Here is a 25,998-nt window from a genome sequence, read left to right as displayed (position 1 = left end):
CGTATGTATTGTCAAACTTTTTCGCAAAGGTAGAAAGTTTGAAATCTAGCAATGAATTTTTGAGATAAAATATATTTATGCGGAGGATAAAATAAAAAGACCACCAAAAGGCAGCCTCACAACTGAATCGCAGTACCCACTCCACGCTCCACCGCTTTCTCATACAAATACTTCGCAACTATAATATCTACTACCGCTAAACCAACTGATTTGAAAATAGTAATCTCTTCATCGTTCTCTCTACCAGCTTTTTCTCCACTTATAATTTGACCAAGTTCGGCGTGGATGTCGCTCGCTTCAAATAAGCCTTCTTTTATAGGAACTTGAAGGTCACCTGTTTCTTCTAGTGCTGCTTCTTTTGATTCGACTACTACTTTGTTTGCGTTAGCGATGGCGTGAGATGGTAGTTCTTGCATGCTCGGTCTAAATGAACCGACGGCGTTTATGTGGACGCCTTTTTGTAGTTTTTCTGAGAAGACTGGTGTGGATGCATTCGTTGTTGTGACGATGATGTCCGCTTCGCTTATTGCTTCATCTGGACTTGCGTAAACATAAGCTGGTTTGTTGAATTTCTCTTGCATATATTGCGCAAATGCATAAGCTTTTTCTTCCGTTCGGTTATACAGTATGACTTTTTCGATATCTCTAACCGTGAATACAGCTTCTGCAATTCCTTTTGCCTGTTCACCGGTGCCGATGATACATAAAGTTTTTGCATTATGACGAGCTAAATGTTTTGTCGCTACTCCTGATAAGGCGCCTGTTCGAATCATCGTTAAGTACGATCCTTCTAAAAGCGCGAGTGGTTCTCCCGTTTGAAAGTCTGATAGCATAACTATTCCGTTTATCGTTTTCTTTCCTAGCTTCTTATTATGAGGAGCTACCGTTACTACTTTTAAGCCGAGTGCTTCCAGTCCTTCCGCTACTGAAGGCATAATTAATGCGGTATTTTGCTCGTTCGCAAATGGTAATGAGCCGCGAATTGGTGTGATCGTTCTTTCTGCTGAAAATTCTTTTAAAGCAAGCGCCGCGTATTCAATGACTTCGTTCATATTTACTAAGTTTCTTTGTTCGTTCGCGCTTATGACTAGCATATTTTTTCACCTCCTCCTTTTATCCTAACAAAAACCCCCGATTCAAAACATCTCTCGGATCTACAACAAACTGGTGGAATCCTGTAATAAACGCATTCCCCGTCACTTTCGGAACGACTGCTTCGTATTTATCTATCTCTGTTACCGACAATACTTCTCCCTCAAATTGGCCGTCAGTAATGCATTCATGGACGAAAATCTCTCCTTTTTGTAAGGCATCTTTTTCAAAAAGAGTTGCGATTCTTGCGGAAGTTCCTGTGCCGCAAGGGGAACGGTCTACTTGCCCGTCAGCGAAGATCGTTACATTTCGTAAAGTAGCGTCTTTCCCTTTCGGTTCGTCTGAGAAAATAACGCCGTATATTCCTTTTAAATCTTCTTCAAGTGGATGTTTTACTTCCATTTGGCTTTCAATGTAGTGTTTAATTTTACCGCCCCACGTTTGAATAGCAGGTAAGTCTTTGAAATCAACTTTCAAACCAAATTCTTTACTATCCACTACAGCATAAAATGCTCCGCCAAACGCGATATCTACTTGAAATTCATAGTTATCTATTTTAATAGGAACGTCTTTCTTATATACGAACGAAGGAACGTTTTCGAATGATACTGACTCTACTTCGCCCCCGTTAAATTTTGCGTACGCAATAACTTCCCCCGCAGGGCTATCAATAATGAATTTTTGTTTTTTACCTGTCACTTCAAACATACCAGTTTCAATTCCTACTGTAATAACAGCAATAATGCCGTGACCGCACATCGTACTCCAGCCTTCATTGTGCATAAATAACACACCAAAATCAGCGTGAGCACTTGCAGGCGGAGTAATGATACAGCCATACATTCCGTGATGGCCTCTCGGTTCGTACATAAGAATTTCGCGAAGATGATCCAAATGTTCCATACAGTATGCGCGTCTTTCTAGCTGCGTTTCTCCCTTGATTTCCGGCACTCCGCCTGTAATGATTCGAAGCGGTTCCCCAGCTACGTGAGCATCAATTGTTGTGTATATTTTACTAACCTTCATTTCTATCTCTCCCCTATATGTTGATACTATTTTTATTGCAAGTATCATGCCAACGCATAGGGTATAAAGTGAAACTTTAATCAGTGGGGGTTTTGTTCATCCCCCACTGATTATTAGTTGAACCAATCGGGCTTTTACGGGCAGTTGATCCCCCACCTAACTTCTTTGCTTTCGCTGAATTTTGAGGTGGGGGTCTTACTGCCCGTTAATGCGGGATAAATCTGTATATATTTTTCAAAAAAACGGACACCACTGTCTACTTTTTTATACAGTAGACAGTTGGTGATCATTAATCTCCAATCAGCCCCACACGCACTAAACCTCAAAACAAAAAAATCCCCCGAAAACTCAGGGGTGATTTAAACCATAGCTTTTCCACTTTGGCAAGGTTATAGCTCCTTTGAAAATAGTTTGGCGGGATTTAAGTTAAAAATCAAATTTATTCTTCACTCTCCAAGCTTTCCCACTCACTTAAATACATGACATCTTGTTTTACTTTTTTCTTTTCAGGAAGTAAACACAAAAATTCTAAAGAATTGCCATCAGGATCATAAAAATAAAGATTTGCAGTAGGTGTCCAGGTTTGAACCATGGGCTCGAAAGGTTCAAGACCAGAAGCGGCCCTTGGGTTTATTCCTTTATTAAGAAGCCATTCTCTTGCATGAATGATTTCTTCATAGTTAACCTTGAATGCAAAGTGACTTGTATGGAATGCTTCTTCTGATACCTCCCAAACGCCCAGCATCTGTTCCTTCTTATTTTCTTTATCAAACCAAAAGAATGCTACACGGCGTTCTTCAATAGTGTGAGCATGAAATAATCCAAGTTTAGTATAAAACTCTTTTGCTACTTCTAAATTTTTTGTTTTAACATGTGTTTCATATAAAGTACCTGGAAACAAAGCATATCCCTCCTTTATATTTTTAGAAATTCTTACTATAAAGCCTATTTTAATAAGCTAAAAATAGAAGTGATATCGCATTTTCTTTAAATGTTTTTTCAATTTTGTAGCCCTAATGCTTAACAAAAAAGTTCTCTTCATTATCGGCGCTGAGTTCAATAAACGTAGTTCCACAAACGGACATTTATGGATAATTTATAATTCGATTAATTACTTATTGGAAAAAATAATATTTCCAATTATGGAGGACCCATCAAACCCTAACCGCCACCACATCCGGCACTTGCTTAGCAATTTCCTCACCAATCTTTATACTTGCTGTTGCAGCCGGAGACGGTGCGTTGCAAATATGCAGAGAATTGATGCCGGGAATAATGCAGAAGTCATCAACCATATTTCCGTTTGATAAAATGGCTTGTGCCCGTACACCTGCATGGGTTGGCACGATATCTTTTTCTGTAAGTTCTGGTATTAGGCGCTGCAAGCTTTTTAAAAATGATTGTTTACTAAATGAGCGCACCATTTCTTTTATGCCTTCTTTCATATTGGGCATCGCCATTTTCCAAAAGCCTGTATATGTCATTGTTTCCATGAAGTCTTTTATGTTGAAGTCTGTTTTCGTATAGCCTTCTCGTTTGAAGCTTAATACTGCGTTTGGTCCTGCATGTACGTCTCCGTTTATCATTCTTGTAAAATGAACACCTAAAAACGGGAATTCCGGATTTGGAACTGGATAGATTAAATGTTTTACAAGATAGCGTTTTTCTGGGACAAGTTCGTAATATTCACCACGAAACGGAACAATTTTCATATCCGTTAATATCCCTGTCTTTTTCGCAATGCGATCACTATGTAAGCCGGCGCAGTTAATGAGAAATTTCGTTTTAAATACACCTTGATTCGTCTCAATTGTTACGGCGTCTTTTTTCTCCGTAATACGCTCTGCCGCTGTTCCTAAATGTACTTCTCCCCCGCTTTCCTGAATTAAGCGAGCAAATGCATAACTTACTCCTTTATAATCAGCAATCCCGCAAGATGGAACACGGATTGCGCCAAGTCCCTTTACATGCGGTTCAATTTCAGCTAATTCTTCCTTATCTATTTTGGAAATGTGTAAATCATTTTGTAAGCCTCTCTCATATAAGTTATGTAAAAGAGGAAGCTCTTCCTTTTCTGTAGCGACAATTACTTTTCCGCACATGTCATAAGCGATGTCATTTTCTTTACAAAATTGAACCATAGCTGCGTTTCCTTCTTTGGCAAACTTCGCTTTATAACTCCCTGGTTTATAATAAATTCCAGAATGAATTACTCCGCTATTATGTCCAGTTTGATGATGTGCAAGTTCCTTTTCTTTTTCAATGATCGCGATTTTCGCACGAGGGAATTTTTTCGTTAAAGCCATCCCAGTTGATAGACCAACAATTCCTCCGCCAATAATTATAAAGTCATACATCCTACTTCCCCCTTAATAGTATAAAAGGCAGGTCTCCTTGAAAGACCCGCCGTACATATTATTTAGAAAAACAACCACGCTGACGCATTAGTTCTCTATATAAATCTTTATTTTTTTCAAACGCAGCTCTTCCATGCATCCAAAATAAGTTGTTTAAAAGAACTAAGTCACCAATTGGTAATTTCAATGCATGTGTTGCTGGTGAGTTTTCAACAGAATATGATAAGTCTTTCAGATAGTTTGCTTGTTCAATATTATCTGGATAAGCGAACTGATCAATAAAACAAATACATGGTGCGTTATTTACATCAAAAAATGTTTCACGATAGACGATTTCTTGCGCATTTTTACTTGGTGGTGCTTTATACGTAACTTTAACAGATGCGAGTGAATGATTTCTAAACTTTTGAAGGTCTTCCCAATCGTCTAAATGTAGTAAACGGGATTCCCCTCCTACTGCATTTTGCTCTTCAATTTTCATCATAAGAAGCCAATCTGTCGGTTCATCAACGAATGTACCGTCTGTATGAAGTGTAAACAATCGGTACGCTTGACGAAGGTAAGAGTCACTACTATCTGTATCTTTCACATTAAATCTAGCATAATACGTTCCTGTCATTGCATCAAAGTTTGGCTCTCCGATTAAATGTGTTAATGCTGTTGCAAATTTCACGTAGTCTGCTGGATCTGACGTTTCACCTTGTACCCCAATTGTAAATCCGCCCGTTTCACGGTCATGAACAATGCCGCGAATGTTATCCATAAATGATTGCCCAAAAATCTTTCTCATTCCATCAGCAAGATTAAATCGAGAATAAGGAATGTATTGTAATGACTGCTCTGAATGCTCTTTTACCTCTTCAAAAAACTGCTTAAGCAATTGCTGATTTAACACAATATGATATAAACGCTTATGCTCTGGATGAGGAACAATTTCATATCCCTCATATTTCTTTGCAAATTTCATCTTCATACTTTGTTCTGTAATAATCGACATTTCAATTCCTCCCTAATTTAAATATGAAGAACTTATGGACGCTTTTTACAGACAGTTATCCTTATCTTCTTATGCTGAGATTCGGTCTTACTGCCCTAACATCGAAAAAGCCAGTCATACGCATCCACGACATAAAATCGTAGAAACGTACAACTGGCTCATAATTACGAGTGTTCTTTAATCTCTTAAAGTACAATAATAATAGACAGTTTTTATGAAAATATTTGTAAAACAGGAAAGCAAGATCGGATATAGAGAAGGCTAATTTCTCGTATGGATCTTATTAATTAAATAATAATTCAAAATATTCTAACTGTCAATTCGTTTTTTATTATTTTCTCGACATACTTTACACATTTTACAAATCCCCTTACTTTCCGCACATCCTCCTTTTTTCGTCTCTTGTTTTACAACTTGAACTTCACTTAATTTTTTCATAGTTTTTGCCTCCTCAATATAAAAAGCCAGTCGTATCCCGTTAACGGAAATACAACTGGCTCTCGTTTATGGTTGTAAACTAGACAGTTTTTATGGTGTTGTTTCCTCGTACTCTCCCCTGGGCTGTTCATCATTTAAATAACTTACGTATTGGCGATGTAAATCTTTTACCGCACTAACGATGGCATTTTGCGCTTTTCCTTGATAATGGTCCATAATATCTTGTACGATTTCTTCAATACCATCTTGCAAACTATGTCCTCTCAACATTTGAGCGACGAAGTCTCTACCATGCTCTGTCGCAAGCGTACATGACGCTTCAATAATGACATGATATTTATGATCTGCCTCAATTGTAATTGTTAGTGTCTCGTACATACTGCGAACAGCCATCCCTTTCGGAAGTCTCGAATGTCCCGCCATAAAAAATGTCCCTTTACGCATATTTCATCCTCCGTTACTATATTTTTTGTCGCTTATACTTGATCTACGTATACTGTCTTTATTCTCGTGTAAAATTCTTTAGCCGCTTTTCCTTGTTCACGCGGTCCAGCACTAGAGTTTTTCATTCCGCCAAACGGAACTTGTGGTTCTGCTCCTGCAGTTTCTGAATTCACGTGTACCATTCCAACTTCCATATCATCAATAAACTTTTGCGACAAACTTAAATTATTCGTACAAATCGATGCACTTAGTCCGTATTCTGTATCATTCGCTAAAGAAACTGCTTCTTCATAACTATTCACTTTAAATAAACATATAACTGGGCCGAAAATTTCTTCTCTTGCAATGCGTGCATCTTTATCGACATTTTCAAAAATAGTCGGTAAAACATAACACCCTCGCTGCAGTTCAGCTTCGTCTGGCACGCTGCCTCCATACAGTAAAGAAGCCTCTCCTTTTCCTACTTCAATCATCGATAAAATAGATTGCTGCTGTCCTTTGGAAACACATGGGCCCATAAATGTATCCGGTTCTAACGGGTTCCCAACTGTAAGAGCTTCCGTTCGTTGCAACAGTCGACCCTTGAATGCTTCATAAATTTCCCCTTCTACGATCACTCTACTTGTTGCGGTACATTTTTGCCCCGTTGACATAAACGCACCTTTTATCGCAATATTTACTGCCTTTTCAATATCGGCATCTTTTAATACAACTAACGGATTTTTCCCGCCCATTTCTAACTGTACTTTTTTCCTAGTTTCAACGGCTGCCTTTTGAATGATGTTTCCAACGTGATTAGAACCAGTAAAGGACACCGCTTTTATATCCGGATTTCCTGTCAATTCTGCCCCAACTTCAGAGCCTTTACCGAACACACAATTTATAACGCCCGCCGGAATGCCTGCCTCATGAAAAGCATTTACAAGATGGTACACAGATTTTGGCGTAACTTCAGCCGGCTTAATGACAATCGTATTTCCGTAAATTAGTGCCGGCGCCATTTTCCACGCTGGAATCGCAATCGGAAAGTTTCATGGCGTAATTAATCCAACTGGTCCTACTGCTACACGTTTACTGTAAAGCATTGTACTTTCATTAGCAGACGGGATGATCTCTCCGATCGGCTGATTTGCTTCCCCGGCATAATATTCAAGAATGCTAATCGCCCGCTTCGTCTCTCCTATTCCTTCTGCAATCGTCTTTCCTTCTTCATTCGTTACATCCCGGCCAACTTCATTTACCTTTTCTTTTAAAATAGCTGCCGCTTTCCATAAATAATTTGCTCTTTCTTGAAACGATAACTTTTGCCATTTATGAAAAGCCTCTTTCGCTGATGCGATTGCTACTCGTGTATCTTCTACCGAACTAAACGGGAATTCACCTAGTACTTCCCCGTTATGCGGATTATAATTTTTAATGTATGCATTCGTGGAAGGCTCTCTCCACTCACCGTTTATATAATTGAAAAACTTCATTCCCCTGCCCCCACCATTTTTTTATTTTGATAGTTTCGCAATAGCAGCTTCTAAAATAGTAAGCCCTTCTTCAAGCTGTTCATCAGTTATAACAAGAGGCGGCAAGAAGCGAAGTACGTTACTATAAATACCAGCGCTTATCGTAATGACCCCTTTACTATGCGTTTCCTTCATAATCGCTTTAACTTCTTCTGCTGCTGGCTCTTTCGTCTCTTTATCCTTCACAAGCTCGATTGCAGTCATAGCACCAAGACCCCTGACATCGCCAACTAGTTCGTATTTCTCTTTCCAGCTATTAAACACTTCCATCATGCGCTCGCCAATTTCTACAGCGCGATTTACTAAATTCTCTTCTTCGATTACATCTAAAACAGCTAATGCAGCCGCGCAAGCAGCTGGACTTCCTGAGAAAGTACCACCTAATTGACCTGGTCCAGGTGCATCCATCAAATCCGCTCTTCCTGTTATCGCGCTCAGCGGCATTCCAGCAGCAATTGATTTTGAAAATGTCATTAAATCAGGAGCTACGCCGAAATGATCCATTGCAAATAGGCTGCCCGTACGAGCGAAACCAGTTTGAATTTCATCCGCAATCATAATGATTCCGTACTTATCGCAAATATTTCGAACACCTTGCATGAACGTAGTCGTCGGAACGATAAATCCGCCTTCTCCTTGAAGCGGTTCCAAAATAATCGCAGCGATATTATCACTTGCTACTTCCTCTAACATAAAGCGTTCGAAATACGCTAAAATTTGCGCGTCTACTTCTTCTTGTGTTAGCCCTTCGTCAGCGCGGTAATAATACGGATATGGTAATTTGTATACTTCTGATGCAAACGGTCCAAATCCATGTTTGTACGGTTTCACCTTACTTGTAAGTGACATCGTCAAAAGTGTACGCCCGTGATATGCACGCTCAAACGAAACGATTGCGCTTCTTCCAGTTGCTTTTCTAGCAATCTTCACCGCATTTTCTACTGCTTCAGCACCGCTGTTCGCAAACATCGTTTTTTTCTTGAAATCACCTGGCGTTAACTCATTCAGTCTTTCCGCCAGTGTAATATAACTTTCATACGGCGCTACATGAAAACAACTATGGATAGAAGATTCCACTTGATCTTGAATCGCCTTTACTACTTTCGGGTGACAATGTCCGACGTTTTGCATACCAATTCCGCCCGCAAAATCGATTAGTTCATTACCATCTACATCCGTAATAATCGCGCCTTTTGCTGATTGCACATACAACTCTGTAATATTGTAAGGGCCTTCTGGCACCGCATTTTTTCTTCTTTCATGCAATATACTAGATTTTGTAGTTGTAATATCTTTCTTCTCTTTCAACATCGAACATAACCCCTTTTCTTATTCTTTTTCTATGCTAACTTCCGAATCTTTTATAATCGTAAAATCATTCAACTTTTGCTTATCGAACTTTCTAACTCTTAAAAAATAACTTATTATTACTAGGATCGTAGCTAATAATGTCATGTAAAACTGCATACGCATATCTGCTATAAATGCTTGTGAAACAAATATCGTAATAATCATTAAAAGCGTTGCATATGTGAGATAAGGGAATAACCACATTTTCACTTTTAGCTTTCCAGCCCCTTCTCTTTCCCTCTCTCGTCTTAATATGACATGTGATACAGCAACGAACATATACATAAGCATCGTTACCCCGCCTGAACTATTCGCTAAAAACGCAAACAGTTTATCAGGAGATATAAATTTCAACATCGCGCAAATAAATGCAAATACGATACTTGCATAGATCGCTACAACCGGTGTCCCTCTACTATTTAACCGTGAGAAACTAGCCGGAGCATCGCCTTTTTTAGCAAGTGAAAATAACATACGCGAACTCGTATATATACCTGAGTTCATAACGGAAAGTAGTGATAAAAATACAACACCATTCATAATTTCTGCGGCTGCAGGTACTCCTGCCATATTAAATAAACTTGCATACGGAAGTTTTAATAACTCCTTATCCGTCCACGGAATAAACATAACTAAAATTGTTACTGAACCTACGAAGAAAAGCATAAGACGCCATACTACACTATTAATAGCTCGTATAACATTCTTCTCTGGATTTTCCGATTCCCCGGCTGCAATCGCGGCGACTTCGCTTCCCGATAAAGAGAAAGAAATAAATACAACGCTCAGTAAGACAGGAACAAGTCCAAAAAACATCGAAACTCCTAAAATTAAAAACGCAACAATCGCCACAACTTTAATAAACGCTAACCAATATTCAAACTCACCGTACAATTTTACTGAATATACATTCGTCATCGTCATTAAAAGGACCATACATAAACTCGCCAGCCATGCTGGAACCGACGGGAACCAATTGTTAATCATCACGCCTAAAAGCACCGCTTCAATTGCGATAATAATGACCCAATTAAACCAATATAACCACCCAATCGTATACCCTGCCCACGGCCCAATTGCTTTGTTCGCATACGTTGCGAAAGAACCGCTATCAGGATTTTCCGCTGCCATCTCTCCTAACATCCGCATCACGAGCACAACCATTAAAGCACCGATAATATAGGACAAAATCGCTGCTGGACCCGTCGATTGAATAATCGTCCCACTTCCTACAAACAAACCGCCTCCGATAACCCCGCCGATCGAAATCATTGTTATATGCCGAGTTTTTAAATCCTTCTGTAACTCCTTTTTCTCTTTAGCCAAACAATTCACCAGCCCCTCCATTAGCGTGGACGTACACCATACTCCATTGACAACGCTTTCTAAAAATCCCCTCCTACTTTAACTAAAAAATAAAAAGAGCCAGAAAAACAACGCATACAACTGCATTGAATTTTACTGCCCCTATCCTTATGGCTCGTCCTCCTGCTAAGGAAGTTCAAGTGGAAAGAAGTTGTTCCTCTATTCATTTTCAAAAAGGCATTCGGGCTTACAGGGAGGCTAATCACTGTCATCCGATAATAAGTTAATCATATTACAAATAAACTGAATATTCAATGTTTACTTTCGCAAATTTCATAAATAAAAAAAGAAAATTCTCTCGCCCAGGCACATATACTGTTCAAAAGAAAAAAGGAAGTGGTCTCATGTATTACGGAACGAAAGGCTGGTACGTAGCTGAGCTAAAAAAATTAGGTGTTCGCTATCATGAAGGACGAAAACTAGAAAGTTACCGCGGACACGTATTACGCAATTTACTAATTGCACAACAAGAGAAGACGAAAGAAGAGTAATCTGCTATCGATTGATTCTCGGAATATATCGGCGATTCGACATGGAATATCGACTTATCACCAAATCCCCCCTCTATTCCACCAACCAATCACACATCCTGCTAAGATTATACAAACCAAAAAAGGTCACCCAAACGGGTGACCTTTCTTTCCTATTCACAAACAAGAATTTGTCTAGAAAATGATCCTTTTCTTGTGATACAGCGGTCTGTAATTTCAAATCCCGCTTCATGAATCATGTCGTCCATTGTTTCCATCGTGACAACGACTACTTTTTTTGCAATGCGGCGCGCACTTGAAAGAATTGAGAGTTGATCTTCTGGTGTTGCGTGCGTAAATAGGTCGTACGGCATATCGATAATTGCGACGTCGTAGTTCTCAGTAATTTCTTCAATTGGACCTTTTGTTACTGTTCCTTCAAACCCGAAATGTGCGATGTTTTTTCTCGTTCCAAGAACCACAAGCGGATTTATATCTCTACCAACGATGTTAATCCCCATAGAAAGTGCTTCTACTACTACTGTTCCAATACCGCAGCACGGGTCAATTGCTCGCACTCCATCTGGGTTTGGCACAGCGATATTTGCGACAGCTCTAGCAACACGTGTGCTCAGTGATGTCGAATAGCTATGCGGTTTTTTTATATGATGATACCAAACCGGATCACTTTCTACATAGTGTCCGAAGTACCAGCGTCCTCCAAGAGGAACAATCCCGAATACACGCTCTGGATTACGAACATCCGCTTCTCCTTCAATATGCATGCCGAGGTCTCGTTCAATAAGGCGTCTTTCCCCATATTCAATTTTATTTTCTTTACCAAGATCATTGATTTTAACGAAGATAACTTTGAATGTCGCTCCCGCTAAATCAATTTGTTCCACTTGTTCTAAAATGCTTTCTAAGTCGTCCCCTTCATACATAACCTCAACGCGCTCTTTAATAAACGGACTTCTACTCGGAGCAATCTTGACTTCACTTTTCAAAATATTAACGTGAGACTCCATCCCAAAGAACGAGCGCATTTCCAAGTAACATAAAGCACGCTCCTCTTCGCGAAACGCATACGTATATATACATGCAGGTGTTTTACTATGATTACTCAATCTATTATCATCCTTTATCGTTTAAAATTGTTATGATCAAAATTACTCAAATACTTTTTTCACATAAAGTGAAACTTTTATCAGTGGGAAGCCTTATCTCCCACTGATAAAAGCCCGCACCAATCGGGCGTTTACGGGCAGCCCGACTCCTACCTAGACCTAGCTTCCTCGTGTTCGTCTAATTTCTAGGTGGGAATCTTACTGCCCACAAATAGCGGGATAAAATTAAATGATATCATATGCCCGAAATAAAGAGAAACCTTTATAATTCATTTAACAAATAAAAGAGACTGCCTCTTGGCAATCTCTTCTATCATTCTCTATATTTATTAACGGTAAGAAGATACGTTATTACCCATTGCTTCGTAGTAATCTAAAATACCTTGATAAATAGCTTCTGCTGCACTTTGTCTCTGTTCTGGTGTAGCAATTTTATCAGCATCGCTTTTATTATCTACAAATGCTAATTCTGCTAATACAGCTGGCATCGTGTTTTCTCTAATTACATATAAATCGCCTTTCTTCACACCGCGATCTTTTGTTCCAAGTGCATCTACAAGACGCTCTTGAATTTTCTCTGCTAATAAACGACTTTCTGATACATTCGGGTTTGTCCCTCTTGCTGTCGCTGATTCATAGTAGAATGTTTCTGTACCTTGTCCTTGTTTACTATCCGTACCATTACCATGAATACTTACAAAAATATCACCTTTATTTGCCTGAGCAAATTCTACACGTTTTTGTAAAGACTCAGCTGCAGTGTTTCCTGGACGTGTATCATTCTCACGAGTTAACAACACAGTAAACGGTGTCTTTTTCTCAAATATTTTCTGTAATCGTAATGATACATCTAATACGGTTTTACTTTCTTTCTCATAATAACCAGGGTTCCCCGAGTCAATTCCACCATGACCTGGATCAATAATAATCGCTTTACCTTCTAGGAAGTTACCTTGCTTCACTGGGTTTAATTGATTTTTATCCACCCATTGGAAACCAGTTCCCATACGGATACGAATCCAGCTATCTTTTTCTTCAATAACAGTTACTTGTTGTGCTTTATGTGTGCCTGCCACTGTAGACGTATGTGAAGCTTCTTGATATGTAGTGAATTCTTGATTAATAGACTCTGTTTTTTCTTGTGATGGTGTCCACTTCTCACCTTTACTTGTTACAACCTTTAACCAACCATTCGCTCTTTGCTCTTTCACTTCAAGCATTTGTGGCTTATGTTGAGTGTCAGTAATACCAGATGATAACGATGCTTGATGATATGTAATAAAGTTTCTATTCATATACATTCTTTTCGATGTATTTGTTTTATTTTTATCTGCCATCGCGATGAACTGAGCTGCTTCAGCACGACTTACAGTACCGTCAGGATTCCAGCCATTTCCTGTACCCTTTGAAATCTCTAAAGCTACTAAAATATTAGCTTGTTTCTTGCCCCAATGAGGTTCCAAATCTTTAAACTGTGTTGGAAGTTCTCCAATAATTTTCTTATCCAATGAGTACGCTTGTACTAACATAGATGCCATAGATGCACGGTTAATTTGGCTTGATGGATTGAATTTCCCAGTACCATCTCCACTAATTACACCAGCTTTTTCTACCGCAGCAATATATGGTGCTGCCCAATGAGTTTGCGAATCTTTAAAAGATGGTTTCGCTTTTGGATCAATTGGTAAGCCAAGAACTACCGCTAATATTTTTGCAGCTGATCCTTTATCTACTGCTTCAGATGGAGAAAACGTTCCATCTGGTTTTCCATCAAGTGCTTTTTTCCCTACTAAATAGTCAACCGATTCCTGTGCCCATGTAGGAACATCTGAAAACTTTTTCCCTGCTGCGAAACTACTAATTGGAGACGATAATAAACTTGCGGCTAAAATACCTGCCGCGACTGCACGATACTTCATAAATAATAATACTCCTCTCGAAAACCAACGTTTAAAACGCGTAATCTTAATATATAAATTACATCAAACGACGAACAAAAAAAATTAGTGCGCCTCTATCATTCTATAATACTAGAATTCTGTAGTAAACCTACTTTCTTATTATTGTAAAATAAAATACACTTAAAGTATTTTTTATACACAAAAAAGTGGTTGATTCATAGAATCAACCACCCTCTCACTATTCTACTATCATTTCTGATAACACATATGCATAAACAAGTGCTTCTGTATGTGCAATCGAGCTTTCGTGCGTACGCTCAAATGCGTGAGAAGAATCAATACCAGCTCCAATTAACGCATGTTTCACATCAAATCCGGCGCGAATCGCAGCTGATGCATCTGATCCGTAGTATGGATAAATATCCACTTTATATTCAATAGCATTCGCTTTCGCCAGTTCAACTAAATGTTTACGTAAAGCATAATGGTATGGACCGCTAGAGTCTTTCGCACAAATGGATACTGTATATTCATCAGATGCTTGTCCATCACCTAATGCTCCCATATCAACTGCTAAATATTCTACCGTTTCTTCTGGAATATTTGAGTTTCCACCATACCCAATTTCTTCATTATTAGAAATTAAGAAATGTGTTGTATATGGCAATGTTACCTTTTCATCTTGCAATCTTTTAATTAATTTTAATAGAATTGCTACACTTACCTTATCGTCTAAATGACGTGATTTTATGTATCCACTCTCTGTAATTTGAACGCGTGGATCAAATGAAACGAAGTCTCCTACTTCAATTCCTAACTCACGTACTTCATTTGCTGAAAAGACACGCTCATCAATACGCACTTCAATATTTTTCTCATCGCGCTTCGCTTCCCCTGCATCTTTGTACACATGGACAGAAGTTTGATGCATTAAAATTGTACCTGTATACTTCTTACCGCTTGACGTTTCAATTTCGCAATATTCCCCTTCTACAGAGTTCCAGCGAAATCCACCAATCATAGATAGACGAAGACGACCGTCAGGCTTAATTTCTTTAACCATCGCACCTAACGTATCAACATGAGCAGTTAATAAACGATGCTGCTCATCATTCTTCCCTTTAACCGTTAAAATAAGAGCGCCTTTATTATTACGCTTCGTCTCTACATTCCACTCACTTACATAGTTTTCAATAAAATTAATAATTTTCGCCGTGTTTCCAGATGGACTTGGAATAGAGACAAGCTCTTTAATTAATTCCATCGTTTCTTTTGCATGATGTGCCATTGTCGTTTTCCTCCTCTTTTTTTCTACTATTTAGTATAGCGAAATTACAATAAAACCTCTACTCATATAGTCTAATTTTCTAAATTATAGTAAAATTTAGTTTAGTAAGTGAAAAGGAGATAACAAAAATGAATGTAACGAAAAAACATGTACATATTGCACTTATTTGGTTTTTATCATCATTACTATGTTTACAAGTCTCTTATGTCGTTCACACTACTACCTCAATTACAATTGGCTGGGCATTAACTATTATCTTCTTAATCATTAGCCTAATTGCAGGAAAAAAGCACAGCGCTACCGAGTAAGCTGTGCTTTTTCTATAAAACTACTCTTCCGAAACGTCCATCAAATAAATCCCTCTTGTAAATCCGCCGCGCTCTTCTTCTTTTTGCTTACGAATACGCTCTATATCTTCAATTGTTGCACCTTCTGCGCGCGCTAATGAAACAATAACTTCAAGTGCATCTGCAAGTGAATCTAGCGCATGTTCACGCTCTTTCATCGAAGCAAATTCACGAATTTCTTCTGTACCAATTTTCGCTAACGCTTGTATGTAAGCTTGTCCTGTTAATTTTTGTGCTGTATATGTTTTTCCAGACATCAAAATTTTCTCTGGGACACGATCTCTTACTAATCTGTTATAAGTTGACATCACTTTTCCTCCCACTTTTAATAACACCCAAGCTCTGCTTTATAGAAAAACCACTCTTTTTTCACACAAGCACTTAACATATCAATTCCTGATCCGTGCGCTCTTACTACCGGAAAGAAGTAATGCTCTGGTTCTTCTTTCTTATCGCCGTATAAGGTTTGGTACTCATCAGGAATCGCCTCTTTTTTCACATCCCGTTCTTTCTTCACTTCACCAGAGAAAGCAACAGTTGGATGTCCCTCAAAGAATAATGCAGTCCGTACCGCAAGAGATGGTGTACTATGCAAAGCATAATATGTAAGTAAAATCATAACGATAACACCGATAATTTTCTTCATTTATTACTCCTAAAAAAAGTGCTAACACAATTATACTAAAATGTGTTAGCACTTTCTTCCCTTTATCTCGAATTAACGGGCAGTCAGACTAATAATCCGCGGGGGATAAACAAACCCCCCACGGATTAAAGTTTCACTTTATTCCCCTTTAAATGCTGGTAAACGTTTTTCTAGAAAAGCAGCAATACCTTCTTTATGATCCGCTGTTTGTCTCATCGCATATTGACCACGCTTTTCGAGCTGAAGCGTTTGTTCTAAATTAGAACGATTTACTTCACATAAAATTTGTTTCGTTTGAATCATTGCCTTGATTGGTTTTTGTAACCACTCATTAATTTTTTGCTTCACAGTCATTTGGAAATCCTCACCGATTACTTCATCAATTAAACCGATGTCTAATGCTTCTGTTGCCGATAACTTCTTCCCTTCCCAAATGATTTTCTTCGTCATATTTTCACCCACACGCTTTTGAAGGAAGAAATGACCACCACCATCTGGAATTAAAGCGATTCCAATAAAGTTCATCGCAATAACTGATGATATATCTGCCATGACATAATCAGCTGTTAATGCAATACTTAATCCAAGTCCAGCAGTTGGTCCATGAATTGCACTAATAACAAGCTTCGGCATCGTATATAACGTCACAACGATTTCAGAAATTGTATTCATGATGCCTTCAAACTTACTTTCATCATTACTTGAAAGCATCGATTTAATATCTCCACCCGCAGAAAAACCACGGCCACTTCCGCATAACACAACAACGTGAACAGAACTTTCCGCCACTTCTTTCAACTTTTGTAATAACTCTTTTAACGTCGGTTCATCTAGTGCATTTAAAACCTCTGGACGATTGACCATAACCGTTGCTACGCGCCCTTCATATTTCACAACAACAGATTCTGTTTTACTTGTTACTTCCATTATATATACCCCTCTTTTCCACATAAAGATTATACTTATATAATTATAGAAAGCATGTTAAAAATCCTTCTTTTTTCTCAATTTTCTGTCTAATATTCTCACAATTTGTATATATCTCCGTATAAAACATACAATTTCGTTAAAAAATATAGAAATTAAAGTCGGTTTATCAATGCTTTTCATCTATTTACCATTACACTGAAATGGTGTATTCTTAAGTTTGATGCAAAAAAATAAATATTGAAATTCATTCGCCTTATTATGTAAATAAGGCTTTTATCCCCATCTCTTGGGTATTGAACTAAAGGAATGAAGAAATGGAGGAATATATGGTTAATAAGTTGAAACAAACGGATAACTACTTCCCGCATTTCCTATTGCTATTCATTGTGTTTCAACCAATTTTAGATTTATTAACGTCTTTTTCAATCTATGTATTACACATGAGCGCAACAGTTGGAATCATAGTCCGTTTCGCCTTTATGCTTCTTGCATTAGGTTATCTACTTCTTCATAGAAATCAACATGGAGCGAAAAAGTACATTCTCTATTTATGCCTACTCAGTATCGTACTAGCAATTGGTCTTGCAAATAATATGATGATTAAATCTCCAGTTTCATTTGGCGATGAAGTGAAATTTATTTTAAAGAGCATATATCCAATTGTGCTACTGTTTGGATATATTATCGTCTTTAAAGAATTAAAAAATAAAGAATATGCATTTCATAAAATCATTACATATTTCTTATATGCAACTTTAATTTTGAGCATCACACTGATTGTTGCAATGCAAACTGGTACAGATTTCCCAAGCTACCCTCACTCAAAGATCGGTTCAAGAGGTTGGTTCTTTGCTGGAAATGATTTAAGTTCTATTTTTGCAATTATGTTCCCAATCGTAGTGCTCTATTCGATTCATAAAACAACTTCTTTCTCGAAAATCTATTACTGGATTCCAACAATACTTGCGATGTATGCAAGTATTATGATCGGAACAAAAGTAGGATATGGTGCAATTGTTCTAACGCTTGGCGTGGCACTTTTATTCTCATTCATTGAATATATGATTCATCGCAAAAAAGAAGGAAAAGGGTTCACATATCTCGTAAATACAGTTGTTGCCGCTATTGTACTAGGAGGTTTAATTGCCCTTACACCGCATACTCCTATCGCAAAAAACATGGGCATTCATATGCAAATATACGAATACAAAAAATCAGTACAAGAAGAAAAAGATAGAAAAGAAGGAAAAGTAATTAAAGAAGATCCAGACGAAGAGAAAAAACATGCAAAAGGTGAGCTAACAGACTCTGAGGTCAAAAGTTTAATTTACAGTGATCGCGATAAGTTTTTAAAAGTATACAAACAATACTATAAAGACGCACCACTATCACAAAAATTATTCGGAATGGGCTATGCTGGTAACTATACGGTTAAAATTAAATTAATCGAAATGGACTTCCACGATCTATTCTTTGCATTCGGAATCGTCGGTTTCCTTATTTACTTACTACCACTTCTATACTTCGGTATTAAATTATTCATTCGCGTCATAACAAACTTTAAGAAAATATTAACCGTGAAATATATGCTATTAGCTAGCACCGTTGTCCTATCACTTGGAATCGGTTTTATGTCCGGACACGTATTAACAGCGCCGTCCGTTAGTATTTTCTTCGTTGTTATACTCGCTTACTTAATTGTTGATTTAGAGGCAGAATAAAAGAAGCAGCCATTAGATCTCGGTGGCTGCTTCATCTTTTTTATACAGTCTACTCGGCAAAGACTAGACCACATTTATGACCTATTTTTTATTGAAAAGACGCCCGAATCTCCTCCAACACCTCATCAATATTATCCTTCGTAATGACAATACCGAAATCTTTCGGGACGTTGCCATCTTCTTCATTCACAACTTTATGCGCAATCAACTTTCCGGTTTCCGGTCTAAAATGATGCCCATCCATATAGTTATCTAAATTCGTTGTAACGGAATTAAGATACATGAAATGGTGAACTTCTCCAAATACATCTACAGCGTCATGAAGCCATTTTTTATAATCTTCCCATCGCCCTGATTGAATCATCGTACGGAACAGAGGCTCTGAAACAGGCGTTGTAAAAATATAAAACTTCGTATTCGGATTATGAGCCTTTACTGTTCCTAATATTTCTTTCATATTTTGATACTCATAATTCCCGCCGTAAATCTCTTTACTAAACTTATCTACTTGCGCCGCTATTTGCGCATCACGTTCTTCTTTCGTATAATCGCGCATCGATTTTATATTTTCTCGATTGTACCGGTCAAGATTCGTACTATGATGAGTGGAATTTGCGATTGTATTCTTTGAATAAGTAATCCCGTCCATACTTACATACGATTTGACCGGATACAATAAACTTTGCGCCTGATTAATATACACTTCTGGTTTATCAAAACCAATTTCCCTATTTTTGTTCGTTCCAAGGAAATCTAAACCAAGTACAATAGACGTGAGTTCACTACCTTTTTGTTCTTTTGCATATTCAATATATGCATCATATTCACGCGGGTCTGTACTACTTACCGCATAATTAAATGCGTTTAACCCGGTGAAGTCATTCTCGTTAATAAAAGTCGTTCTACTACTTCCAAGTATAACTCCATCATATGTAAACGGACGGTATGTAATATAATTCGTTTTCTGTTGTCTCTCGTTAAACCCGTACTGAACATCATTCCACTTATTTTTATGCGGGAATAACCAAAGTGAATCTATATAGCTATTAAATATCCCGACACCTGCCAGAGGAACAAAAACACATACAAAAACGACAATAAGCCAATGTTTGTTTTTCATATTCTCCACCTAGAAATTAAAGTATAAAAACTCACTAATACTCGTTAAATGTAACACGCTATATACGAGTAATACTGCAGTAAATAAAGCAGTCCATACATTCGGACGGAATGAATCTTTTAACTGAATTGAATTTTTTAAGAAGAAACTAATACATAACGCTCCGAAAATATACACTACCATTTTCGGATCTAATAAAGAGACATGGTACCCTTCTGTAAATGAAACACCGTACTCTTTTAAAAATTGCAGCTTCTCTATTATGAATGCTGGGAATACACTATTTGCTAATTCGATTCCATTTAGTCCGAACATTCCTTTTAACACTTTCACCGCATCATGCATAGATGTTGCCCTAAAGAATACCCACGTTATATTAATGAAGAAAAACGTAACGAACCAACCAGCAAAGGCTGGCATGCGCCCTCCCGCTTTACTCCATAAGCGATGAATAACCGAAGCTGCGCCGTGCAAGAATCCCCAAAAAACAAATGTCCAACCAGCTCCATGCCAAAGTCCACTTATTAAAAATACAATCATAATATTTACGTATGTACGCGTAATTCCTTTTCGATTTCCTCCTAGAGAAATGTATACGTACTTCGTTAAAAACTGGCTAAGCGTCATATGCCAACGATGCCAAAAATCTTGTATATTCACTGCTTTATACGGTGAATTAAAGTTTTGCGGTAATTTAATATTAAACATTAAAGCGATTCCAATTGCCATATCACTATATCCACTAAAATCAAAATACAATTGGAACGTAAACGCTAACGACGAAAGCCACGCTTCAACAAATGTTAATGATTGCTGCACATCAAACCCTTCATGTACAAGGGGAGATAATACATCTGCAATACCTACCTTTTTGAAAATACCAACTGCAAATACGAATATACCAAGAACGATATACTTCGATTGCCAGCGCTTTTTACTATCGTCAGTAAACTGCGGCATAATTTGCGCATGATGTACAATCGGCCCTGCAATAAGCTGCGGAAAAAACGTTACAAACAATGCGTAATCAAGAAAATGACATGCCTTCGTTTCACCACGATACGTATCTACTAAAAATGCGATCTTTTGAAACGTATAGAAGCTAATCGCAAGTGGTAACGTTAAAGATAATAATGTAAACTGAGTTCCAAATAATGAATTCACATTTTGTAAGAAGAAATCATAATACTTGAAATAACTAAGCATTCCTATATTAAATATTAATCCTATCGTTAAAAGAAGTTTACTCTTATGTTTTACGAGCCTCATTCCAATAAAGTAGTTCACAATGAGCGACACTAACATAAGCGGTAAATATTTCACATTCCAATAACTATAGAAAAATAAAGAGGCCGCAACGAGCCAAGCTTTCGCTAATGTAGCATGTCCAAATTTATTTAATAGAAAATATAAAAGAAATGCTATCGGTAAAAATAAAAAAATAAACTCAAATGAGTTAAATAACACACCATCTCTTCCCTTCCAAACAAATCACACCTTATTCATCTTATCTTATCCAAATAGTGAGTGTCAAAAGGGTTCTGCTCCCCGTTTCTTCTATTATATATATTAATCATTTTAATCGAATTATTAACATGATAAAATATTAAAGGCACTTTTATATAAAAGAATATATAATAGAAATGTCGTTTTTTTTGCACGAAATGTATTTTTGAAAAAAGTGAGGAGAGTCCTTTGGTATTTAGTAGTTCTGTTTTCTTATTTATCTTTTTACCTCTCGTATTATTTTTCTATTTTATAGTGCGTGCCGAGCTACGTAATTTCGTATTACTTGCATTTAGTTTAATTTTCTATGCATGGGGAGAACCTCGATTCGTCCTCTTAATGCTCTTTTCTATTCTTTTAAACTACTGCTTCGGCCTACTCGTGCATCATTATGATAAACGAAAAAATATGAAAGTCACATTTTTAATTATGGCTGTGGTCGGAAATATTTTATTACTTTCTTATTTTAAATACATTTCCTTTTTCACAGACATTTTAAATCAAACTTTGCATTTATCTATTCATGTGGAACCTATTCCACTACCAATTGGAATTTCATTCTATACGTTCCAAGCGATGTCATACGTCATCGATATATACCGTAGAGATGGCGCAGTTCAAAAGAATCCACTTAACTTAGCGTTATATATATCAATTTTCCCGCAGCTTATTGCCGGACCAATCGTTCGTTACAATATCGTTGCTGAGCAAATTAAAACGCGCATCCATTCTTTTGAACGATTTACAGAAGGTATCCAAATTTTCGTTTTAGGATTAGCGAAAAAAATATTAATCGCCAATCAAGTCGGACTTGTCGCAGATAAAATCTTTGCCTTACCGCCGTCTGAAATGAGTGTTGGAACAGCTTGGATCGGTATTATCGCCTATACACTTCAAATTTATTTCGATTTCTCAGGATACTCTGATATGGCAATTGGACTTGGAAAAATGTTCGGATTTGATTTCCCGAAAAACTTCAATTATCCATACATCTCGAAATCCATTTCAGAATTTTGGAGAAGATGGCATATTACACTAGGCTCTTGGTTCCGCGACTATATATACATTCCGCTCGGCGGAAACCGTGTATCCAAACTAGCAAATTACCGTAATCTCTTCATCGTATGGGGATTAACCGGTTTATGGCACGGAGCAAGTTGGACATTTATCGCCTGGGGATTATATTACGGCCTTATCATCTCGATTGAAAAAGCTGGATTTGAGAAAATATTAAATAAGCTATGGAAGCCGCTGCAACATGCATATGTACTAATCATCATTATGATCGGTTGGGTCTTCTTCCGAGCTGATAACTTCGCCTACTCGTTCCAATATTTAAAAGCGATGTTTGGCATAGGGGGACAATCTTTCATCGACGACAACACAATGCTATATATACATGAATACATTATCGTATTTATCATTGCCTTTATCGCAGCGACACCAATTTTAAAACGTATTAAAAACATATTAGAACTTGCGCCAAAAACGTATACGTTCGGGATGCAAGTTCTACGTCCTATATTATTACTAACATTATTTACGGTTTCGATTATGTATTTAATCAATTCGACATATAATCCATTTATTTACTTCAGGTTTTAACTTATCCCGCTATTTGCCAGGCAGTAAGACCCCCACCTCAAAATTCAGCGAAAGCAAAGAAGTTAGGTGGAAGCCCTGCTGCCCGTAAAAGCCCGATTGGTTAAGGCTGATAATCAGTGGGGGATGAACAAAACCCCCACTGATTAAAGTTTCACTTTATGTAGGAAGGAAAAGTTATTATGAAAAAATTGGGGAACATCGTCCTATTTATCGGTTTTCTCACCATTATCTTTTCATTTGGCATATTATCGCTTCTCAAAACTGACCGAGCAGTTTCGCCCGTTGAAAATCGTCCGCTCGCTCAAAAACCAGCTCTTACAAAAGAAGCTGTCTTAAATGGTAGCTTCTTTAAAGACTTTGAGACATATACAAACGATCAATTAATCGGCAGAGATGAGCTCATTAAAATCTATACACTTGCCCAAATTAAAATGGACAAATCTCTCATTAACGATATTATTCTAACTGATGATAAATGGCTTCTAAAAAACCCAGCTTGGACCACAAAATATAATGAAATCGACCAATCTATGCCAGCTGTAAACGACTTATCTCAGTTTTTAAAAGAACAAAATATTGAGTTTTACTTTGCCTTACCATCGTCCAAAACGAATGCATTATCATTTAAATTACCTTCTCATATTCACACATATGCACAGGAAAATTTAAATTATTTTCTAAATAAACTTCCAGCAGACGTAAAACCAATTAAACTCATGGAACACTTTAAGAAAAACTATACAAATGAAGAAATACAAAGTATGTACTTCAAAACAGACCATCACTGGAATATGGATGGTGCCTTCTTAGGCTATCAATATATAATGAACACAATCGCGCAACAATCTTCTATATATAAGGGAAAAGAAATAAAAAAAGAAGATTATACTCGTACGTGCGCTCCAAATAAACATCTAGTCGGAAGCTTTAACAATCAGCTATACCAACTAATCGATGCAACTGGAGAAAAACTATGCTACTACACACCGAAAGACGGTTTCAACTTTACGAGCGTAGCTGCAAAAGATGTAAATGGCACAGTATATCGCACATTAGATGAACTATATGGCGTAGAAAAACAAAAAGACACAACATCATACGCCGACTATTACACAAATGACTATCCAGAAATCGTCATCGAAAATAACAATGCACCAAATGATGTACGAGCTTTAGTCCTAAAAGACTCATTCGCAAACGCAATCGTGCCTCACTTAGCACAAAGCTTCAAACACACATCCATCCTCGACCTTCGTCACTATCACGAAAAGGATGTATATCAATACATTAAAGACAACAATATTAACATGGTATTGTTTGTGTATAGTGATTCGAACTTGAGCGGTGAGATGTTTAAGTTTAAACAATAAAAGAAGCCTCTTGTAATTTTTTACAAGAGGCTTCTTTATATTATTTCCGCTATTTGCCGGCAGTAACAACTTAAACCATTATAGATTTCGACATTGTTATTATTTCACTTGTACCTTCTCTTTTTTAATCACTACCTTCAAATACAAAAAGGAGAAAGAGATAGGAAATTTCCCTCTATCTCTTTTTATTTAATGACAACGCACTAAATAAAAAGAGGATGTCCTCTAAAACTAAGATTCCATTCCTCTTTTTATAGACTCTTTTGCATGTAAGTCATTAATAATATATTTGGACGCTATGGAAATTTGCTCTCGCAATTCCTCTACCCTTTGTCCTAACGTTTCCTGTACATATTCTGTCTGCTCTAATTGTTTAATCGCCATACTATGTAATGTTTCTGTCGTCCAGCCTCCATCCACATTCCCAATAATCGGCTGATTTACTTGTTGTAAAAACGAATCAATCTTCGGATCATATGAAATTCCAATCATAGGCGTGTTTGCAACTGCCGATAATATAAGAGCATGCAGTCTCATCCCTATTAAAAGAGAGCATTCTGATAAAATAGAGATTTTCTCATGAATATCCATTTTATAAGGGAGCATGTGCGCTTCTTCTCCCATCAAACTAATGATATCCCTTGATGCATTTTGATCAAATGGTCCATGCATCGGTACAAATAAAATATGGTATCCCTCTTGCTTAAGCTTTTTAAGCGTATCTGCTAACTTCTTCATATAATCTTCTTTTGCATCCCAGTACCTTACACTAACCGCAACGACTTTTCCTTGCAGCGAATGTTTTTGAAGCCAATCGGATTTCTTTTCTTCTGGCTGACAAGCTAATACTGGATCTGGAACAAGTTCGATGTCTTTCTTAATACCAATTTCTTTTAAGTACAAAAAAGAGTCTTCATCACGCACTGATATATATTCAGCCTTTGATACATGCCATTTCACTAATAAACGATTTTGCTTCTTCATAATAGGTCCGATTCCTTGGGCGTAAATATAATACGGCTTTTTCAAAAAACGAGCAAGCCGCATAATACCTGTATAATATAGAATGCTCTTAATACTCGTCTTATCTTGTAAGAGACTTCCGCCTCCGCTAATTAAACCATTACTTCTCTTTATTTCTCGGTAAATCGCTCTTATATCCCAGCGGTTTACTGCTTCTACACCGTACATTTTCCTTGTATAGTTGGGGTCATTCGAAAGTACAACAAGCTCAAGAGTAGGATCCTCTTCATGTAGCGCTTTAATAATTGATTGCAAAATTGCTTCGTCCCCAACATTATAAAAACCATAATATCCTGATAAAACTAACCGCACTCTTAATCTCCTCCAACATTTCGCAATCAACTCTTTTTGTAATTAAACA

General features: G+C 37.4%; 23 protein-coding genes and 1 pseudogene. 5 read left to right on the top strand and 19 right to left on the bottom strand.

Features of this window, described 5'->3' with window-relative positions; genetic code table 11:
* Positions 1-116: 116 nt before the first annotated feature.
* The 10 genes and pseudogenes from BWGOE10_RS04350 to BWGOE10_RS04310 all read right to left on the bottom strand — a co-directional run bounded on the left by BWGOE10_RS04350 (position 117) and on the right by BWGOE10_RS04310 (position 10,553).
* Positions 117-1,094, bottom strand: a complete 978-nt coding sequence (locus BWGOE10_RS04350; RefSeq protein WP_070141070.1) for an ornithine cyclodeaminase family protein — start codon at positions 1,092-1,094, stop codon at positions 117-119.
* Positions 1,095-1,113: 19 nt separating this feature from the next.
* Positions 1,114-2,166, bottom strand: coding sequence for a proline racemase family protein (locus tag BWGOE10_RS04345; RefSeq protein ID WP_081338077.1), 1,053 nt, complete (start codon positions 2,164-2,166; stop codon positions 1,114-1,116).
* Positions 2,167-2,557: 391 nt separating this feature from the next.
* Positions 2,558-3,019 (bottom strand): VOC family protein, encoded by a 462-nt coding sequence (locus tag BWGOE10_RS04340; RefSeq protein WP_070141068.1) that lies wholly within the window; start codon positions 3,017-3,019, stop codon positions 2,558-2,560.
* A 253-nt stretch (positions 3,020-3,272) separates the two neighbouring features.
* Entirely contained in the window at positions 3,273-4,475 is a 1,203-nt protein-coding gene (gene lhgO / locus BWGOE10_RS04335; RefSeq protein WP_070141067.1) for an L-2-hydroxyglutarate oxidase, read from the bottom strand.
* A 58-nt stretch (positions 4,476-4,533) separates the two neighbouring features.
* Positions 4,534-5,472: a glutarate dioxygenase GlaH gene (gene glaH / locus BWGOE10_RS04330; protein WP_070141066.1), complete on the bottom strand. Its 939-nt coding sequence runs from the start codon at positions 5,470-5,472 to the stop codon at positions 4,534-4,536.
* A gap of 309 nt (positions 5,473-5,781) precedes the next feature.
* Positions 5,782-5,910, bottom strand: a complete 129-nt coding sequence (locus BWGOE10_RS33680) for a hypothetical protein (RefSeq protein WP_257209049.1) — start codon at positions 5,908-5,910, stop codon at positions 5,782-5,784.
* Between the two features lie 90 nt (positions 5,911-6,000).
* Positions 6,001-6,354 (bottom strand): DUF3870 domain-containing protein, encoded by a 354-nt coding sequence (locus BWGOE10_RS04325; protein WP_002134650.1) that lies wholly within the window; start codon positions 6,352-6,354, stop codon positions 6,001-6,003.
* 32 nt (positions 6,355-6,386) lie between these two features.
* Positions 6,387-7,829, bottom strand: a pseudogene (locus tag BWGOE10_RS04320) (aldehyde dehydrogenase family protein).
* A 21-nt stretch (positions 7,830-7,850) separates the two neighbouring features.
* Complete coding sequence (gene gabT / locus BWGOE10_RS04315) at positions 7,851-9,179, bottom strand: 4-aminobutyrate--2-oxoglutarate transaminase (RefSeq protein ID WP_070141065.1); 1,329 nt, start codon at positions 9,177-9,179, stop codon at positions 7,851-7,853.
* Between the two features lie 18 nt (positions 9,180-9,197).
* Positions 9,198-10,553 carry an amino acid permease gene (locus BWGOE10_RS04310; protein WP_070141064.1) on the bottom strand — a complete coding sequence of 452 codons (1,356 nt, stop codon included), beginning with the start codon at positions 10,551-10,553 and terminating at the stop codon, positions 9,198-9,200.
* Positions 10,554-10,837: 284 nt separating this feature from the next.
* Between BWGOE10_RS04310 and BWGOE10_RS04305 the strand changes: the two genes are divergently transcribed.
* Positions 10,838-11,074 (top strand): YflJ family protein, encoded by a 237-nt coding sequence (locus tag BWGOE10_RS04305; protein WP_171903090.1) that lies wholly within the window; start codon positions 10,838-10,840, stop codon positions 11,072-11,074.
* Between the two features lie 152 nt (positions 11,075-11,226).
* Here BWGOE10_RS04305 and BWGOE10_RS04300 read toward each other — a convergent pair whose 3' ends face one another.
* From BWGOE10_RS04300 to BWGOE10_RS04290, 3 genes are all read right to left on the bottom strand, one after another.
* Positions 11,227-12,180 carry a TRM11 family SAM-dependent methyltransferase gene (locus BWGOE10_RS04300; RefSeq protein ID WP_000064982.1) on the bottom strand — a complete coding sequence of 318 codons (954 nt, stop codon included), beginning with the start codon at positions 12,178-12,180 and terminating at the stop codon, positions 11,227-11,229.
* Between the two features lie 329 nt (positions 12,181-12,509).
* The gene (locus BWGOE10_RS04295; protein ID WP_070141063.1) at positions 12,510-14,099 is read right to left on the bottom strand and encodes an N-acetylmuramoyl-L-alanine amidase; all 1,590 of its coding nucleotides are present in this window, start codon (positions 14,097-14,099) and stop codon (positions 12,510-12,512) included.
* A 220-nt stretch (positions 14,100-14,319) separates the two neighbouring features.
* Positions 14,320-15,369: a M42 family metallopeptidase gene (locus BWGOE10_RS04290; RefSeq protein WP_070141062.1), complete on the bottom strand. Its 1,050-nt coding sequence runs from the start codon at positions 15,367-15,369 to the stop codon at positions 14,320-14,322.
* A 128-nt stretch (positions 15,370-15,497) separates the two neighbouring features.
* Between BWGOE10_RS04290 and BWGOE10_RS04285 the strand changes: the two genes are divergently transcribed.
* Complete coding sequence (locus tag BWGOE10_RS04285) at positions 15,498-15,677, top strand: hypothetical protein (protein WP_070141061.1); 180 nt, start codon at positions 15,498-15,500, stop codon at positions 15,675-15,677.
* Positions 15,678-15,697: 20 nt separating this feature from the next.
* Here the strand turns inward: BWGOE10_RS04285 and BWGOE10_RS04280 are convergent, their stop codons facing one another.
* From BWGOE10_RS04280 to BWGOE10_RS04270, 3 genes are all read right to left on the bottom strand, one after another.
* A complete protein-coding gene (locus BWGOE10_RS04280) occupies positions 15,698-16,024 on the bottom strand; it encodes a nucleoside triphosphate pyrophosphohydrolase (RefSeq protein ID WP_002159106.1) in 327 nt (108 codons plus the stop codon).
* A gap of 17 nt (positions 16,025-16,041) precedes the next feature.
* Positions 16,042-16,362, bottom strand: a complete 321-nt coding sequence (locus tag BWGOE10_RS04275; protein WP_070141060.1) for a hypothetical protein — start codon at positions 16,360-16,362, stop codon at positions 16,042-16,044.
* A 138-nt stretch (positions 16,363-16,500) separates the two neighbouring features.
* Positions 16,501-17,289, bottom strand: a complete 789-nt coding sequence (locus BWGOE10_RS04270) for an enoyl-CoA hydratase (RefSeq protein ID WP_070141059.1) — start codon at positions 17,287-17,289, stop codon at positions 16,501-16,503.
* Positions 17,290-17,618: 329 nt separating this feature from the next.
* On the opposite strand from BWGOE10_RS04270, the gene BWGOE10_RS04265 reads away from it, so the two are divergent.
* On the top strand, positions 17,619-19,013 hold the full coding sequence (locus BWGOE10_RS04265) for an O-antigen ligase family protein (RefSeq protein WP_070141058.1): 1,395 nt from the start codon (positions 17,619-17,621) through the stop codon (positions 19,011-19,013).
* A gap of 88 nt (positions 19,014-19,101) precedes the next feature.
* Here BWGOE10_RS04265 and BWGOE10_RS04260 read toward each other — a convergent pair whose 3' ends face one another.
* Positions 19,102-20,133, bottom strand: a complete 1,032-nt coding sequence (locus BWGOE10_RS04260) for a hypothetical protein (RefSeq protein ID WP_070141057.1) — start codon at positions 20,131-20,133, stop codon at positions 19,102-19,104.
* Positions 20,134-20,142: 9 nt separating this feature from the next.
* Positions 20,143-21,600: an MBOAT family O-acyltransferase gene (locus tag BWGOE10_RS04255; protein ID WP_070141056.1), complete on the bottom strand. Its 1,458-nt coding sequence runs from the start codon at positions 21,598-21,600 to the stop codon at positions 20,143-20,145.
* A gap of 228 nt (positions 21,601-21,828) precedes the next feature.
* Here BWGOE10_RS04255 and BWGOE10_RS04250 point away from each other — a divergent pair, with 228 nt between their 5' ends.
* A complete protein-coding gene (locus tag BWGOE10_RS04250; protein WP_070141055.1) occupies positions 21,829-23,244 on the top strand; it encodes an MBOAT family O-acyltransferase in 1,416 nt (471 codons plus the stop codon).
* A gap of 179 nt (positions 23,245-23,423) precedes the next feature.
* Positions 23,424-24,614, top strand: coding sequence for a secondary cell wall polysaccharide O-acetyltransferase PatB1 (patB1, locus tag BWGOE10_RS04245; protein ID WP_070141054.1), 1,191 nt, complete (start codon positions 23,424-23,426; stop codon positions 24,612-24,614).
* Between the two features lie 231 nt (positions 24,615-24,845).
* On the opposite strand, the gene csaB is transcribed toward patB1, so the two are convergent.
* Positions 24,846-25,949, bottom strand: coding sequence for a polysaccharide pyruvyl transferase CsaB (gene csaB, locus BWGOE10_RS04240; RefSeq protein WP_070141053.1), 1,104 nt, complete (start codon positions 25,947-25,949; stop codon positions 24,846-24,848).
* Between the last annotated feature and the right edge of the window lie 49 nt (positions 25,950-25,998).

The sequence above is a fragment of the Bacillus mycoides genome, from assembly GCF_001757995.1.
Classification (GTDB): domain Bacteria; phylum Bacillota; class Bacilli; order Bacillales; family Bacillaceae_G; genus Bacillus_A; species Bacillus_A mycoides_B.
This window is presented reverse-complemented; position numbering and strand designations above follow the sequence as displayed.